This is a genomic window from Janibacter sp. CX7, assembly GCF_024362365.1.
In the GTDB taxonomy this organism is placed as follows: Bacteria; Actinomycetota; Actinomycetes; order Actinomycetales; family Dermatophilaceae; genus Janibacter.
The window spans coordinates 24,495-39,136 of sequence record NZ_CP101464.1; the positions used below are offsets into that span (position 1 = coordinate 24,495).

General features: G+C 72.7%; 15 protein-coding genes. 2 read left to right on the forward strand and 13 right to left on the reverse strand.

The genetic code is table 11. The features are described 5' to 3' along the window. Position 1: 1 nt before the first annotated feature. Positions 2 to 982: a YihY/virulence factor BrkB family protein gene (locus NMQ01_RS00145; protein ID WP_255184883.1), complete on the forward strand. Its 981-nt coding sequence runs from the start codon at positions 2 to 4 to the stop codon at positions 980 to 982. A 123-nt stretch (positions 983 to 1,105) separates the two neighbouring features. Here the strand turns inward: NMQ01_RS00145 and pknB are convergent, their stop codons facing one another. From pknB to NMQ01_RS00180, 7 genes are all read right to left on the reverse strand, one after another. Next, positions 1,106 to 3,001: a Stk1 family PASTA domain-containing Ser/Thr kinase gene (gene pknB / locus NMQ01_RS00150; protein WP_255184884.1), complete on the reverse strand. Its 1,896-nt coding sequence runs from the start codon at positions 2,999 to 3,001 to the stop codon at positions 1,106 to 1,108. 46 nt (positions 3,002 to 3,047) lie between these two features. Further along, complete coding sequence (locus NMQ01_RS00155; RefSeq protein WP_255184885.1) at positions 3,048 to 4,502, reverse strand: penicillin-binding protein 2; 1,455 nt, start codon at positions 4,500 to 4,502, stop codon at positions 3,048 to 3,050. Beyond that, positions 4,499 to 5,875 carry an FtsW/RodA/SpoVE family cell cycle protein gene (locus tag NMQ01_RS00160; RefSeq protein WP_255184886.1) on the reverse strand — a complete coding sequence of 459 codons (1,377 nt, stop codon included), beginning with the start codon at positions 5,873 to 5,875 and terminating at the stop codon, positions 4,499 to 4,501. Before NMQ01_RS00160 ends, NMQ01_RS00155 begins: the two co-directional genes overlap by 4 nt. Next, positions 5,872 to 7,107: a Stp1/IreP family PP2C-type Ser/Thr phosphatase gene (locus NMQ01_RS00165; RefSeq protein WP_255184887.1), complete on the reverse strand. Its 1,236-nt coding sequence runs from the start codon at positions 7,105 to 7,107 to the stop codon at positions 5,872 to 5,874. Before NMQ01_RS00165 ends, NMQ01_RS00160 begins: the two co-directional genes overlap by 4 nt. 3 nt (positions 7,108 to 7,110) lie before the next feature. Continuing rightward, the gene (locus NMQ01_RS00170) at positions 7,111 to 7,611 is read right to left on the reverse strand and encodes an FHA domain-containing protein (RefSeq protein WP_255184888.1); all 501 of its coding nucleotides are present in this window, start codon (positions 7,609 to 7,611) and stop codon (positions 7,111 to 7,113) included. Positions 7,612 to 7,647: 36 nt separating this feature from the next. Further along, complete coding sequence (locus tag NMQ01_RS00175) at positions 7,648 to 8,583, reverse strand: DUF3662 and FHA domain-containing protein (RefSeq protein ID WP_255184889.1); 936 nt, start codon at positions 8,581 to 8,583, stop codon at positions 7,648 to 7,650. Between the two features lie 139 nt (positions 8,584 to 8,722). Continuing rightward, positions 8,723 to 8,914, reverse strand: a complete 192-nt coding sequence (locus tag NMQ01_RS00180; RefSeq protein ID WP_255184890.1) for a hypothetical protein — start codon at positions 8,912 to 8,914, stop codon at positions 8,723 to 8,725. An 81-nt stretch (positions 8,915 to 8,995) separates the two neighbouring features. Between NMQ01_RS00180 and NMQ01_RS00185 the strand changes: the two genes are divergently transcribed. Next, positions 8,996 to 9,910 carry a LysR family transcriptional regulator gene (locus tag NMQ01_RS00185; RefSeq protein WP_255184891.1) on the forward strand — a complete coding sequence of 305 codons (915 nt, stop codon included), beginning with the start codon at positions 8,996 to 8,998 and terminating at the stop codon, positions 9,908 to 9,910. A 285-nt stretch (positions 9,911 to 10,195) separates the two neighbouring features. On the opposite strand, the gene NMQ01_RS00190 is transcribed toward NMQ01_RS00185, so the two are convergent. Genes NMQ01_RS00190 through NMQ01_RS00215 form a run of 6 tightly spaced genes read right to left on the reverse strand, consistent with a single transcriptional unit; the run spans position 10,196 to position 14,642 of the window. Then, positions 10,196 to 10,894: an urease accessory protein UreD gene (locus NMQ01_RS00190; RefSeq protein WP_255184892.1), complete on the reverse strand. Its 699-nt coding sequence runs from the start codon at positions 10,892 to 10,894 to the stop codon at positions 10,196 to 10,198. Next, on the reverse strand, positions 10,878 to 11,648 hold the full coding sequence (ureG, locus tag NMQ01_RS00195; protein ID WP_255184893.1) for an urease accessory protein UreG: 771 nt from the start codon (positions 11,646 to 11,648) through the stop codon (positions 10,878 to 10,880). The genes NMQ01_RS00190 and ureG overlap by 17 nt, the downstream gene beginning before the upstream one ends. Beyond that, the gene (locus tag NMQ01_RS00200) at positions 11,641 to 12,294 is read right to left on the reverse strand and encodes an urease accessory protein UreF (RefSeq protein ID WP_255184894.1); all 654 of its coding nucleotides are present in this window, start codon (positions 12,292 to 12,294) and stop codon (positions 11,641 to 11,643) included. The genes ureG and NMQ01_RS00200 overlap by 8 nt, the downstream gene beginning before the upstream one ends. 7 nt (positions 12,295 to 12,301) lie before the next feature. Further along, positions 12,302 to 14,005 (reverse strand): urease subunit alpha, encoded by a 1,704-nt coding sequence (locus tag NMQ01_RS00205; protein ID WP_255184895.1) that lies wholly within the window; start codon positions 14,003 to 14,005, stop codon positions 12,302 to 12,304. Continuing rightward, positions 14,005 to 14,331 carry an urease subunit beta gene (gene ureB / locus NMQ01_RS00210; protein WP_255184896.1) on the reverse strand — a complete coding sequence of 109 codons (327 nt, stop codon included), beginning with the start codon at positions 14,329 to 14,331 and terminating at the stop codon, positions 14,005 to 14,007. The genes NMQ01_RS00205 and ureB overlap by 1 nt, the downstream gene beginning before the upstream one ends. A gap of 8 nt (positions 14,332 to 14,339) precedes the next feature. Then, positions 14,340 to 14,642 carry an urease subunit gamma gene (locus NMQ01_RS00215; protein ID WP_255184897.1) on the reverse strand — a complete coding sequence of 101 codons (303 nt, stop codon included), beginning with the start codon at positions 14,640 to 14,642 and terminating at the stop codon, positions 14,340 to 14,342.

Below are 14,642 nucleotides of genomic sequence, written 5' to 3' on the forward strand. Positions count from 1 at the left end.
GATGAGCGAGCCGACCGTCGGCCCGCTGGACCGGATCCAGCGCCGCCACCCCGTCCTGGGCTTCCCGATCGCGGTCGTCTACAAGTTCTTCGACGACTTCGGCGGCTACCTGTGCGCGCTGCTCACCTACTACGGGTTCCTCTCCCTCTTCCCCGGGCTGCTCCTGCTCTCGACGGTCGTCGGCATCGTCCTGCAGGGCCAGCCGGAATGGCAGGAGCGGATCCTCGACTCGGCCCTGTCGGAGTTCCCGATCGTCGGTGACGAGCTGCGCACGACGGGCACCATCGGTGGTGGCCCGGTCGGTCTGCTCGTCGGTGGTCTCGCCGCGCTCTACGGTGGCCTCGGTGTGGGGCAGGCGCTGCAGTACGCGAGCAACACCGCGTGGATGGTCCCGCGCAACAGCCGGCCCAACCCCTTCGCCAGCCGCGGCCGTGGCCTGCTCCTGCTCCTCGTCGCCGGGCTGACGATCGTCGTCACCACCGGCCTGACGACCTATCTCCAGCAGCTCGTCTCCGGGGGCTACACCGGCTGGGCGATCACCATCGCCTCGGTGCTGCTCAACACGCTCGTCATCGCCGTCATCTTCATCATCGCGACGAGTCGGCCGCTCGACCTCACCGACGTGCTGCCGGGCGCCCTGCTCGCCGCGCTGTCATGGCAGGCGATGCAGGCGGTCGGCGCGGTCTACGTCAGCACGGTCATCGAGCGGGCGAGCAACCTCAACTCGGTCTTCGCCATCGTCCTCGGCCTGCTCGTCTTCCTCTACACGATGTCGGTCGCCATCATGCTCTGCGTCGAGGTCAACGTCGTGCGCAAGGAGCACCTGTGGCCGCGGGCGCTGCTCACGCCCTTCACCGACCAGGTCGTGCTGACGAGCGCCGACCAGCGGGCCTATGCCCGGCACGCCGAGGCGCAGCGGCTCAAGGGGTTCCAGCGCATCGATGTCTTCTTCGACGAGTCCCGCGGGCGCGGGGACGACTGATCCCGCCGACAGGGGGGGGACAACCCTGCAAGACCCTAGGGTTGTGCAGGGTTCTCGCCCGCCACGAGGGCACACCCGAGTGCCGACGGGATCAGCGGATGCGCTCGCGGGGTCGAGGGACGACTACGGGCTCGAGGGGGACTGGGTCGTGCGGTCCGACCCGGGGGTGCGGGTCGAGCTGGGCGACGGGCTGAGCGTGCCCGACGGCGAGGTCGAGGTCGACGACGGCTCCGAGCTGCTCGGGCTGTCGCTGCTCGTCGGGGAGTCGCTCGAGGACTCGCTCGTCGAGGTGTCCGTCGGCGTCTCGGTGACGGTCGCGGTCGTCGTCTGGTTGGGCTCGCGCGCCACGACGAAGGTGACCGTGCGCCCCTGCCGGACCTTGCCCGCGTCGGGATCCTGGCTCAGGATCGTGCCCGGCTCCTCGCTGGAGATCTCGGACTCGACGCTCACCTCGAGGCCGAGCGCGAAGATCTCGTTGCGCACGTCGTCGATCTGCTGGCCGGTGTAGTCCTTGAGCTGCACGTCGCCACTCGCGACGACGACGTCCACACTGCTCCCCTTCGCCACCGGCTCGGCGACGCCGGGGTCGGTGCTGATGACGTGGTTGGCCGCCTGGTCGGGGCTGTCCTCCTCGGTGACCGTGCCGAGCGTGAGGCCCTGCGCCTCGAGGGCGGACTTCGCCTCGCTGCGGCTCATGCCGATGATGCTCGGCACCCCGACGTCGTCCGGGCCGGCGGACACCTCGATGACGACGGTGTCACCCGTCGGCACGCTCGCGCCCGTGCCGGGGTCCTGCGAGACGACCTCGCCCACCGGCGCGTCGTCCGCGACCTTTTCGACATCGGGCCGCAGGCCCGCCTTGGTCAGCTCCGAGCGGGCGACCGCCTCGTCCTTGCCGACGAGGTCGGGCACGCTCACCTGCACGACCTCTTCGCTCTGGCTGGCGCTCCAGGCGTACCAGCCGAGCAGGGCGAGCGGGATGAGCAGGAGGGCAGCGAAGACCCAGCCCAGGCCGGAGCGGCGGCGCCGTGGTCCGGCCAGGGGCATCGATGCGGTGTCGGGGTCGGCCGCCAGCGGCGCGGCGGCGCTGGGCGCGGTGACCGGCAGGGTCGTCGTCGCGGCCTCGAGCCGCTCGGTGGCAACCGGGCTGATCGGCATGCCGCCGCGGTAGGCCCCGAGGTCCTCGGCCATCGTCCGGGCGTCGGGGTAGCGCTCGTCGCGGTCCTTGGTCAGCGCGTGGTGGGTGATCGCGTCCAGCTCCGCCGGGACGTCGGGGTTGACCGACGAAGGGAGCGGGATGTCGGCGTTGACGTGCTGGTAGGTCAGCGAGATGGGCTCGCCGGTGTAGGGCGTGCGCCCGGTGAGCAGCTCGAAGAGCAGGCAGCCGGAGGAGTAGACGTCGCTGCGCTTGTCGACCGTCTCGCCACGCGCCTGCTCGGGCGAGATGTACTGCGCGGTGCCGATGACCGCCTGGGTCTGGGTCATCGTGGCCTGGGTGTCGGCGATGGCCCGGGCGATCCCGAAGTCCATGACCTTGACGCTGCCGTCGTCGGTGACCATGACGTTGCCGGGCTTGATGTCGCGGTGGACGATGCCCATGTCGTGGCTGTAGTCGAGGGCCTCGAGGACCTGCTGGACGATGCGGGCGGCGTCGGCGGGGTCGAGGTAGCCGTGCTCGGACTCGTTGAGCAGCTCGCGCAGCGTGCGGCCGTCGACGTACTCCATGACGATGTAGGGAATGTCGAGGGTCGCGCCACCGGCCTCGGTGATGCGGTCCTCGCCGGAGTCGTAGACGGCGACGATCGAGCGGTGGTTGAGGCCGGCGACCGACTGCGCCTCGCGGCGGAAGCGGCCGAGGAAGGCCGCGTCGCGGGCGTGGTCGGTGCGCAGGATCTTGATCGCGACCGGACGGCCGAGGCGGGCGTCGTGGCCCAGGTGGACCTCGGCCATGCCGCCGCGGCCGATGAGCTCGCCGACCTCGTAGCGGCCGCCGAGCAGACGCGGTGTCGAGGTGCTCATGCTGTCCCCCTGGACGTGCGGGTGGTGTGGGTGCTGGGGTGGCGGGTCACTCGAGCGCCGCCTTCATCACGGCCGCGCTGATCGGTCCGGCGACCGATCCGCCGTAGGCCTCGTTGCCGGCCCGGCCGCCGTCCTCGACGACGACCGCCACGGCGATCTTCGGGTTGTCGGCCGGGGCGAATCCGGTGAACCACGCGTGCGGCGCGGCGCCGTCGGCGTGCTCGGCGGTGCCGGTCTTGCCGGCGACGCTGTAGCCGGGGACGGCGGCCTGGGTGCCCGTGCCGCGCTCGACGACGAGCTTCATCATGTCGGTGAGCTCGTCGGCCGTCTCGGGCTCCATGGCCTTGGACAGCTGCTCGGGCTTGGTCTCGCTGATCTCCGACAGGTCGGAGCCGAGCACCGACTGAACGAGGTGCGGGGTCATGACGACGCCGTCGTTGGCGACCGCCGCGCTCACCATGGCGACCTGCAGCGGCGTGACGCGCACGTCGTACTGGCCGATGCCGACCTGGGCCTCCTGCGGCGGGTTCATCTCGTCGGGGAGCGTCGACGGCGTGACCTTCATCGGGATGTCGAGGTCCTCGCCGAAGCCGAACTTGCTCGCCTGCTCCCGCATCGCGTCGCCGCCGAGCTCCATGCCGAGCCAGCCGAAGGCCGTGTTGCACGAGTCCTGCATGGCGACCGCGAGGGTCACCATGTCGTTGGGCCCGCAGGCGCCGGCGTGCGAGTTGGGCAGGTTGGTCGTGGTCTGCGGCAGGTCGAGCTCCGCGGGGCCGGGGATCTCGGAGTCCTTGGACCACTGGCCGTCCTCGATGGCGGCGGCGGCCGTGACGATCTTGAAGACCGAGCCCGGCGGGTAGAGGTTGCCGGAGATCGCACGGTTGACGAGCGGGCGCCCCGGGTCGGAGTTGAGCGAGTCCCACGCCTTCTTCTCCGTCGCCGGCGAGTGGCTCACCAGGGGCGTCGGGTCGAAGTCGGGGTGCGAGACCATCGCGAGGATCTCGCCGGTGCGCGGGTCGAGGGCGACGACGGCGCCGCGCTGGTCGCCGAGGGCTTCGTCCGCGGCGCGCTGCACCTTGGGGTTGATGGTCAGCTCGACACTCGCCCCCTTCGGCGTGCGGCCGGCGATCGTGCCCGTGAGCCGGTCGTAGAAGAGCTTGTCGTCGCGGCCGGAGAGCAGGCCGTCGGCGGCGGACTCGACGCCGCCACCGGGGCCATAGGTGAAGGAGTTCCACCCCGTGATGTGCGAGTAGAGCTGCGGGTCGCTGTAGGTGCGCTGCCACTGCAGGTCGTCCTGCGTCGGCGACGACGAGGCGATGGCACGACCGCCGAGGAGGATCTGGCCGCGCTCGCGGGCGTAGCTCTCGAGCTGCGTGCGGCGGTTGCCCGGGCGGTCGTTGATGTCCTGGCTGCCGAGGACCTGGATCCACGTGCTCGCGCCGAGCAGGAGGACGAACATCAGCGCGACGAGCATCGACAGGCGGCGGATGGGCTGGTTCATCGCGTCTTCACCACCTGCGTCGGGGCGTCCATCGAGGCCGGGTCGAACTCCGGCTCCGGGCGGCGGGCGTGGTCGCTGATCCGCAGCAGGATCGCGATGAGCGTCCAGTTGGTCAGCAGCGAGGACCCGCCGTAGGCGACGAAGGGGAGGGTGAGACCGGTCAGCGGTATGACCCGGGTGACGCCGCCGATGACGACGAAGACCTGGATGGCCAGGACGAAGGTCAGGCCGCTCGCGAGGAGCTTGCCGAAGCCGTCGCGCAGGCCGATGGCCGAGCGCAGGCCGCGCTCGACGAGCAGCGCGTAGAGCAGGATCAGCGCGAAGACGCCGATGAGGCCGAGCTCCTCGGCGAGGCTGGTGAAGATGAAGTCCGACTCGGGCAGCGGGGTCAGCCACGGCCGGCCGCGGCCCAGGCCGGTGCCGGAGATGCCGCCCGCGGCCATGCCCATGATCCCGGTGCCGAGCTGGCCGCACTGCTCCATGCCGGCCTCGGAGAAGGTGTCGGTCCAGCACAGGATGCGGGTCTGCACGTGCCCGGCGAACTGGTAGACGACGACCGCGCCGACGGCGGCCAGACCCAGGCCGAGGACGATCCACGAGGTGCGCTCGGTCGCGATGTAGAGCATGGCGACGAAGAGCCCGAAGATCAGCAGCGTCGTGCCGAAGTCGTTTTCCAGCACGAGGACGAGCGCGGCGGCGAGCCAGGCGATGACGAGCGGGCCGAGGTCGCGGCCGCGGGGGAAGGTGATGCCGAGGAACTTGCGCCCGGCGAGGGCGAGCATGTCGCGGGTCTGCACGAGATAGCCGGCGAAGAAGATCGCGAGCAGGATCTTGGCGACCTCGGCGGGCTGGAAGGTGAAGGCGCCGAGCTTGATCCAGATCTTCGCGCCGTAGACCGAGTGGCCGAGGGGCGTGAGCGGCAGCGCGATGAAGATCAGCGCGAAGAGCCCCGCGGTGTAGGTGTAGCGCCGCAGCACGCGGTGGTCGCGCAGCAGGACGAGCACGACGAGGGCGATGCCGACGCCCAGGCCGGTCCAGATGAGCTGGCGAAGGGCGAGCCCGCTGGAGAAGTCACGTCCGGCCGCGAGGTCGAGCCGATGGATCATCACCAGTCCGATGCCGTTGAGCAGGGTGACGATCGGCAGGATGATCGGGTCGGCGAAGGAGGCCCGCCAGCGCAGGACGAGGTGCACGGCGAGGGCGATCGCCGCGAGGATGCCGGTGTGGCCGAGCAGGTCCGGGGGGATCTCGCCGGACTCGGCGACCGAGACGTTGATGTAGGCGAGGATGACCACGCCGATGGCGAGCGCCGTGAGCAGCAGCTCGACATTGCGCCCGCGGGCGGGGGTGATCGTCGTGATGGCCCGGCTCATCGTCCGCACGGCTCCCCGGTGGCCCGCAGCTGGCCGCACTTCTTCGCGGCGGTGCGCAGGCTGTCGACGCGCTCGTCGGCGGCGGAGCGCGAGCCGACCGAGATCGTCGCCTCGACCTCGTCGCGGTAGAAGGAGGGCAGCTCGGACAGCTCGATGTCGGTCTGGTCGACCGCCGAGTGCAGCGAGATCGGCCCGAGGTCCTGGGCGACGCCACGGTAGACGGTGACGTGCCCGTCCTGGGCGCCGACGTAGTACTGCGTCTGGGTCCACGCATAGCCGGCGTAGCCGACGGCGCCGACGAGCAGCAGGGCGACGAGCAGCCCGCCGAGGCGGCGGGCCCAGCGACCACGGCGGCCGGTGTGCTCCTCGTCGAGCTCGACGGCCTCTTCGTCCTCGTCGGGCCGGGTCAGCGCGGCGGCGCGGGCGGCGGGCGAGGTGTCGACACGCTTGCGCGGGCGGCGCAGGGCGGCGGAGCCGACGACCTGCGGCTGGGTCGAGGGGGCGGTGCCCGACTCGACGACGTCGGCGACGACGACGGTGACGTTGTCGGGGGCGCCGGCGCGCAGCGCGAGCGAGACGAGGTCGTCCGCGGCCTGGCCGGGCGGGGTGCCGCCGGTGAGGATCTCCTCGATGGTGTCGAGGGCGACGAAGCCGGAGAGGCCGTCGGAGCACAGCAGGTAGCGGTCGCCGAGGTGGGCCTCGCGGGCACCGAGGTCGGGCTCGTCGTCGTCGGCGCCGGTGAGCACACGGGTGACGACGGAGCGCTGCGGGTGGGTGCTCGCCTCCTCCTCGGTGATCCGGCCCTCGTCGATGAGGGTCTGGACGAAGGAGTGGTCCTTGGTGATCTGCGACAGCCGGCCGTCGCGCAGCAGATAGGCACGCGAGTCGCCGATGTGGGCGAGGATCAGCTTGTTGCGGGCCCGCATGATCGCGGTGACCGTCGTGCCCATGCCCTCGAGCTCGGCGTTGTCGGCATAGGTACGCGCGATCTCGCCGTTGGCGCGGGTGATCGCCCGGCCGAGCTGGGTCGAGGCCTCGGCGGCGGTGAGCGAGTCGTGGTCGATCTCGACGAGCTCGGTGATGACGGTCGCGGAGGCGAGGTCGCCGCCGGCGTGCCCGCCCATGCCGTCGGCGACGACGAGGAGGTGCGGCCCGGCATAGCCCGAGTCCTGGTTGTCCTTGCGGACGAGCCCGACGTCGGACCTTGCGGCGAAGTGGAAGGTCAGCGCCATCGGCTAGTTCCTCAGCTCGATGACCGTGCGGCCGATCCGGATCGAGGTGCCGGTCTCGACCGGCACGGGGTCACCGACGCGGTACTGGCCGAGGAAGGTGCCGTTGGTCGAGCCGAGGTCTTCGACGTACCAGCCGTCCTCGCCGCGGATGATCCGGGCGTGCCGGCCGGAGGCGAACTCGTCGTCGAGGACGAGGGCGCACTCGGGGTTGCGGCCGATGAGCACGCCGGACTCGCGCAGCGGCAGGGAGGTGCCGGTGAGCGGCCCCGTCGTGAGGACGAGGTGGGTCGGGGTGCGGGGGTTGCGCGGGGGGCGCGGGGTCTCGGAGACGGGGGCGGCCCCCTTCGCTCCTCGCCGTGCGGCCTTCTTGGGCGGGGCCGGGCGCCGGTTGACGACGCGGGTGCCGAAGAGGTCGGTGCGCAGCACCGAGGCGACGGACAGCACGAAGACCCACAGGAGCACGAGCAGGCCGAGGCGCAGCACGGTGACCGTCAACTCGCTCACGTCCGGGACTCCTGTCGGGTGTGTGGTGGGGCCGGCTCAGCGGCCGACGTGGAAGGTGGCGTGCGTGCGCCCGACGGTGATCGAGTCACCGTCGGTGAGCCGCACCGCGTCGGTCGGTTCGCCGTTGACGAAGGTGCCATTGGTCGAGCCGAGGTCGCGCAGGTGGGTCACGAGGTGCGGGCCGTCGTGGGTGACGCGCACCTCGCAGTGCCGCCGCGAGATCCCGGGGTCGTCGAGGACCACGTCGGCGGTCTCGTCGCGGCCGAGCACGGTCATCGCGGAGATCAGCGGGTAGCGCTCGCCGTCGATCTCGAGCCACGGCCGGTCGTGGACGGACCGGGTCGGGGCCTGGCGCGGCGGCTCGGGGCGGTGCACCGACGTCGGCTGGTCCTCCTCGCGGCGGGGCGAAGGGGGGCGCGGCACCGTCCGCTCCGGCGCCGCGGCGGGCGCGGCGGCGACGGCGTGGTGGTCGTGGTCGCCGGGCTCGTCGTCGCCGTGGGCGTCGTCGAGGTCCCAACCGCCGGAGTACTCGTCGTAGGCGTCGTCGTCACCGGACTGCTGGTCGGCGTAGGCGCGGGCCTGGTCAGGGCGTTCGACGCGCTGCCGGGCGGTGGCCGGGCGGACGCGGAAGACGCCGGTCTCGAGCTCCTCGTCCTCGTCGAAGAGGACCTGCAGGGGGCCGCCGGGCTGGTAGCGCTGCGAGTCGGCGTGCTCCTGGGCGGCGGCGACGAGCTCGTCCTCGAGCTCCTCGTCGAACTCGGTGAGCCGCTCGTAGTCGCTCGGCGCGAGCTCGATGGTGAAGAGGTTGGGCACGATGGTGCGGCCGCGGCCGAGCATCGTGGCGCGGTCGTCCATCGCGCGGCGCAGGGCGGACGCGAGTTCCAGCGGCTGGACCTCGGCGCGGAAGGCGCGCGCGAAGACGCCGTTGACGGTGCGCTCGAGCTTGCGCTCCATGCGTTCGAAGAGGCTCACGCGCTCCTCCCTTCGGGCAGACGTCATCACGGTCACAGGTGCGGCGAGCCTAACGTCTGACTCTGGGCGATGCCTGTACCCCGCGCCGCGACAACGGAAACGGGCCGCGCAGCGTGCGCGGCCCGTCTCCGTTTCGTGTTCAGTGCAGGCGCAGCGCCCTCGGCCGGAGGGCGTGGCGAAGGGAGTGCCCGCGGCGCGACCGACGGGTCGGCTCGGGGCGCGCGGGGGTGCGGGTCTCGTCCTGGGCGATGGCCTGGAGCTCCGCGGTCAGGCGGACGTCGTCACGGTCGGCGGGGGCGGTCGGGTCGAAGGGGAATCGGAAGCGGCTCATGCCTCCACGGTCCTCCGCGCAACCGTTGGGGACAAGCGAAGATTATCGACGGATCGTTCGGTGCAGGCGTATGGTTGGCGGATGCTCGACGTCAACCGTCTCAGGGTCTTTCGCGCCGTCGTCGCCAGCGGCTCCGTGCAGGCCGCCGCCCGCCATCTCGGCTACACGCCGTCGACGATCAGCCAGCACATCACCGCGCTGCAGCGCGAGACCGGGCTGACCCTGTTTGAAAAGGCTGGTCGCGGGATCGTGCCGACCGCCACGGGCCGGCTGCTCGCCACCGAGTCGGAGGAACTCATGGGCAACCTCGCTCGGCTCACCGGGATGGTCGACGACCTGCGCTCGGGGCACACCGGGGGGCTCGAGATCGCGTCCTTCAGCTCGGCGGCGCAGGAGTGGGTGCCCGGGGTGGTGCGCCGGCTGCGCGAGGAGTACCCCGGGCTGGTCATCGACCTCGCGCTCAACGAGTCGGCCGTGCAGCAGCAGGGACTGCGTGCCGACATCGACATCCGGGTCGAGGACCCCGAGGCCGAGGTGCCCGAGACGCCGGGGCGCTGTCGTCGCGTGCTCGCCGAGGAGGCCTATGTCTGCGTCGTGCCCCGTGACCACGCGCTCGCCGGGCGTGGCGAGATCGGCCTGCTCGACCTCGAGGGCGAGGCATGGATCCGTGACGACCGCGTCGAGAGCATGTGCACGCAGATCATCAACCGGGCCGCGGCCGCCGCGGGCGTGGCCCCCAACTACGTCGCCCGCTCTGACGACCACCACACGGCGATGGCCTTCGTCGCCGCGGGCGTCGGTGTGTGCGTGCTGCCGCGGCTCGCGGCCCTGGCCGCACCGGCGGGCACGGCCGTGCTCGACGTGCGCGACCCCGCGCCCCGCCGGCGCATCGTCGCCCTCCTACGTGACTCCGCCGAAGGCAGCCCCGCCGCCCAGCGCGCCATCGCCCTCCTCACCGAGGCCGCCCGCGGCGTCGACGAGGCCGACGCCGCCTGACCCCTCGCATGTGCTGAAGTACGTGCCACATCAACGGTGACCGGACGGGGTCGGGGCACCTTTGGCGGCTGTCCGGGTGACTACGCCCCTGAGTCGTCCTCTGGATCGCGCCCGAGCGGCGGGTGATGCATAGGACGAGTCAGGACCGTAGTGCCTGCACCGACCTTTCGCCGCTGCCAACGACGGCCCGGGTCGAGGTATTGGCGACTCGATAGGCGGACGCCGATTACCTCCACCGACCGCACCGCCGTTGGCCGCGCCGCCACCCCGCACCGCCGGGCGCCGTCAACGCCCGCCGGGGGCGAGTGTCTGCGCCCAGGCGCGGTCGAGCAGGCCTGAGGCTTCGTGTGCCGCGTCCGCGAGCGAGCGGTGGATGACGTCGCCGTCAGCGGTGACGAGCCGGGTGAGCCCGGGCACCGCTTCGCTGGGCGGGCCGAAGGCGTAGACCGCGTCGAGCACCCGCGCTGGGGCGAGGTCGGCGGCGTCGAGGTCCTCGACGAGGACCGGCTCCCCGTCCCGGCTCACCCGGGTGCGCGACACCAGGGCTCCCGGGCGCTCGCCGTGGCGACCGAGGACGAGCGTCTCCCGCAGGAGCGCGGTGCCCGACCCGACGAGCTCGAGGTCCAGGCGCCGCTCGACCCGCGAGCCCTGGGCCGAGACCCAGGGCAGAGCATCGTGGACCAGCGACGCGTCGTCGCCGACGCCGAGGCGAACGTGCCACCGGGCCTCACCGCCGCGCATGTCGTAGGCGACCGTGCCGGCCGTCTCGACGAGGTGCAGCTGCACCCCGTCGTCGACCCGGACGTCGAGGGCGACGTCGTCGCCGGCGAGCAGCAGCGCTCGCTCGGGCACGAGCGCCAGCCGCAGCCGGGCGCCCGTGGCCCCCAGGGTCACCACGCGCAGCACCCCTCCGCCGCTGCTGACGACCGCCCGGCCCGCCCGCAGCGAGACCTCGACGCGGGTCGCCTCAGTGCGCGTGCGCACTGCCGGCTAGGTCGTGCGCGAGCGGCTCCCCGCCGCCGTGGCCGTGCGCCCCGTCACCGTGGGTGTGCGGCTCCTCGCCGGGGCCGTGGCTGTGCGGCGCCATCGGCCCGGGGTCCTGGGGCGTCAACGTGCCGGCCCGGTAGTCCGCCACCTGCTCCAGCACCCAGGCCCGCAGCCGGGCCACGGACGCGGGGTCGGTGCGGGAGAGCGCGATGACCTCGCCGCCGTCGCGCGCGGCGGTCGCGTCGGCGTGCATCCGGTCGACGTCCACCCCGACGTGCGGCCCGAGGTCGGTCTTGTTGACGACGAGCAGGTCGGCCCGCTCGATGCCGGGACCGCCCTTGCGCGCGACGTCCCCGCCGCCGGCGACGTCGATGACGAAGATCTGCGTCCCGACGAGCGCGGGGGAGAAGGTCGCGGTGAGGTTGTCGCCGCCCGACTCGACGAGCACGAGGTCGAGCGGGCCGTGGTCGGCCTCGAGCGCGTCGCACGCCAGGGCGTTGGCCGTGACGTCGTCGCGGATCGCGGTGTGCGGGCACGCGCCGGTCTCGACGGCCCGTACCCGGGCGGGGTCGAGCACGCCGGCGGCCCGGATCATCCGCGCGTCCTCGTCCGTGTAGATGTCGTTGGTGACGACCCCGATCTCGAGCTCGGCGGCGAGCTCCCGGCAGATCATCATGATCAGCGAGCTCTTGCCGGTGCCGACGGGGCCGGCGATCCCGAGTCGCAGGGCGGGGTGGGTGTGGTCAGGCACGGAAGAGCCTCCTGGTCGCGGTCGTGTGGGTCTCTGCACAGGTCTCGATCGCCGGCGCGCTGCCGGCGGGGATGTCGTCGGGGTCGGTGAGGTGGGCGGTGGCGGCGACGAGCGCCTCACCCGCGGGGAAGGCCGCCAGCGTCCACGCCGCCACCTCGAGCGGGTCGCCGGGCGCGAGCTTCAGCGTCGCCGACGTGATCGTCTGGATCGTGTCGTGCGCGACGACCCGGGCGAGGGCGTCCGGGGCGACGCCGGCGTGCGCCGCGATGACCCCGAGCGCCACCGGCCCGGGGGACGAAGGGGGGATCCCGGCCCCCGGCCACAGGCGTCCGGCGAGGCGGGTGAGGGCTGCCCCGACGATCGCGGCGTCCTCCCGCATGGCGGCGCTCGGCGTCCGGGCCGCCCAGGCGCGCAGCACCGGCCGCAGGTCGTGCCCGGCGAGGGCGAGCGCGCGGGCGACGACCGCGGTGCCCGCGTCGGTGCGGGCGATGGTCTGCAGCTGCAGGTCGATGAAGCCTGGGATGTCGGTCAGCCCCGCGGCCAGCGCCGGCTCGAGCGACCCGGAGCGGGCGTGCCCGCCGATGGGTAGGCGGGCGTCCGCCAGGAGCAGTGCGACGAGGCCTCCCGTCGAGTTGTCGGTCGTCATCGTCGGCTCAGAACATCGAGTACAGGCGCCCGAGGGGCACCGACGCGACGGGGGCAGGCACGACGCGCTCGCCCTCGATGGTGATGGCGAAGGTCTCGGGGTCGACGACGATGTCGGGCAGCGCGTCGTTGTTGACCATCTGCGCTTTGCCGACCGCCCGGGTGTCGGTGACCGCGGCGAGCCGGCGGCGCAGCCCGAGCCGCTCGGCGAGGCCGTCGTCGAGCGCGGCCGGGCTGACGAAGGACACGGCGTGGTCGGCACCGTCCCCGCCGACGAGCGTCGGGCGCATGAGCACCGGCTGCGGCGTGGGGATCGACGCGTTGGCATCCCCGAGCGCCCCGACGACGAGCATCCCCGCCTTGAGCACCACCTGGGGGCGGATCCCGAAGAATCGCGGGTCCCACAGGACGAGGTCGGCGAGCTTGCCCGGCTCGACCGACCCGACCTCGTGGCCGATGCCGTGCGCGATCGCGGGGTTGATCGTGTACTTCGCCACGTAGCGGCGGGCCCGCTCGTTGTCCGCGGGCAGGCTCTCGCCGAGCCGGCCGAAGCGGGCCTTCATCGCGTGCGCGACCTGCCAGGTGCGGCAGACGACCTCGCCGATGCGGCCCATCGCCTGCGCGTCGGACGAGGTGATCGACATGGCCCCGAGGTCGTGGAGCAGGTCCTCGGCGGCGATCGTGCTCTCCCGGATCCGCGACTCGGCGAAGGCGAGGTCCTCCGGCACGCGGGGGTTGAGGTGGTGGCAGACCATGAGCATGTCGAGGTGCTCGGCGACGGTGTTGACCGTGTGCGGGAGCGTGGGGTTCGTCGACCCGGGGATGACGTGCGGCTGCCCCGCGACGGTGATGATGTCGGGCGCGTGCCCGCCGCCGGCGCCCTCGGCGTGGAAGGCGTGGATCGATCGGTCACCGATCGCCTGCAGCGTCGAGTCGACGTAGCCGGCCTCGTTGAGCGAGTCCGAGTGGAGGGCGACCTGCAGCCCGTGCTCGTCCGCGGCGCGCAGCGCTGCGTCGATGGCCGCGGGGGTCGAGCCCCAGTCCTCGTGGACCTTGTAGGCGGCGGCTCCCCCCTTCGCCTGCTCGGTCAGACCGGCGGCGGAGACGGTGTTGCCCTTGCCCATGAGCAGGACGTTGACCGGCAGCGGGTCGAGGGCGCGGTGGACCGCGGCCAGGTGCCACGGGCCGGGGGTGACGGTCGTGGCCTTCGATCCCTCGGAGGGGCCGGTGCCGCCGCCACCGATCGTCGTGATGCCGGTGGCGAGGGCCTCGTGGACCTGGGAGCGGGAGAGCAGGTGGACGTGCACGTCGACGGCGCCGGCGGTGAGGATCCTGCCCTCGCCCGCGATGACGTCGGTCGAGGGCCCGATGACGAGCTGGGGGTGCACGCCGTCGGCGATGTCGGGGTTGCCGGCGCGGCCGATGGCGACGATCCGCCCGTCGCGGATGCCGACGTCGCCGCGCACGACGCCCCAGTGGTCGAGGACGATCGCGTTGGTGATCACGGTGTCGAGCGCGCCCTCGGCGCGGGAGAGGGTCGACTGGGCCATGGACTCGCGGATCGACTTGCCGCCCCCGAAGATGGCCTCCTCCCCGCCGACGGTGCGGTCGTCCTCGACCTCGATCCACAGGTCGGTGTCGCCGAGCCGGAGCTGGTCGCCGGTCGTCGGGCCGTAGAGCGCGGCGTAGGCGGCGCGGGACATGCGCGCCATCAGAGCCCGCCCCCGATCTGGATGCCGGGGACGCGACGCCGCCCGCGCAGGGCGACGGCGTCGACCTCGCGGCTCACGCCGGGCTCGAAGCGCTGCGACGTCCCCGACGGGATGTCGAGGCGAAACCCGACGAGCGCCTCTCGGTCGAAGGACAGCGCGGCGTTGACCTGCGGGAGGTGGACGTGCGAGCCGATCTGGACCGGACGGTCGCCGGTGTTGACGATGACGACGCGGCGTCGCTCGTCGTCGGTGCGGTCGCCGTTGAGCACGACGTCGCCGGCGCCGACGCGGATCGCTCCGGGGCCCTCGGTGGTCGGGGTGGCCATGGTGCTCCTCAGCTGATCGGGTGGTGGAGGGTGACGAGCTTGCGCCCGTCGTCAAAGGTCGCCTCGACCTGCACATCGGTGACCATCGCCGGCACCTCGGGCATGACGTCGTCGGCGGTGAGCACGTGGCGGCCGGTCTCCATGAGCTCGGCGACGCCCGCGCCCTCGCGGGCGCGCTCGATGACCCAGGTGCTCAGCAGCGCGACCGCCTCGGGGTGGTTGAGCCGCACCCCGCGGGCCAGGCGGTCGCGGGCGACCATGCCCGCGGTGGCGAGCAGCAGCTTGTCGACGTCGGCGGGGGTCAGGTGCAC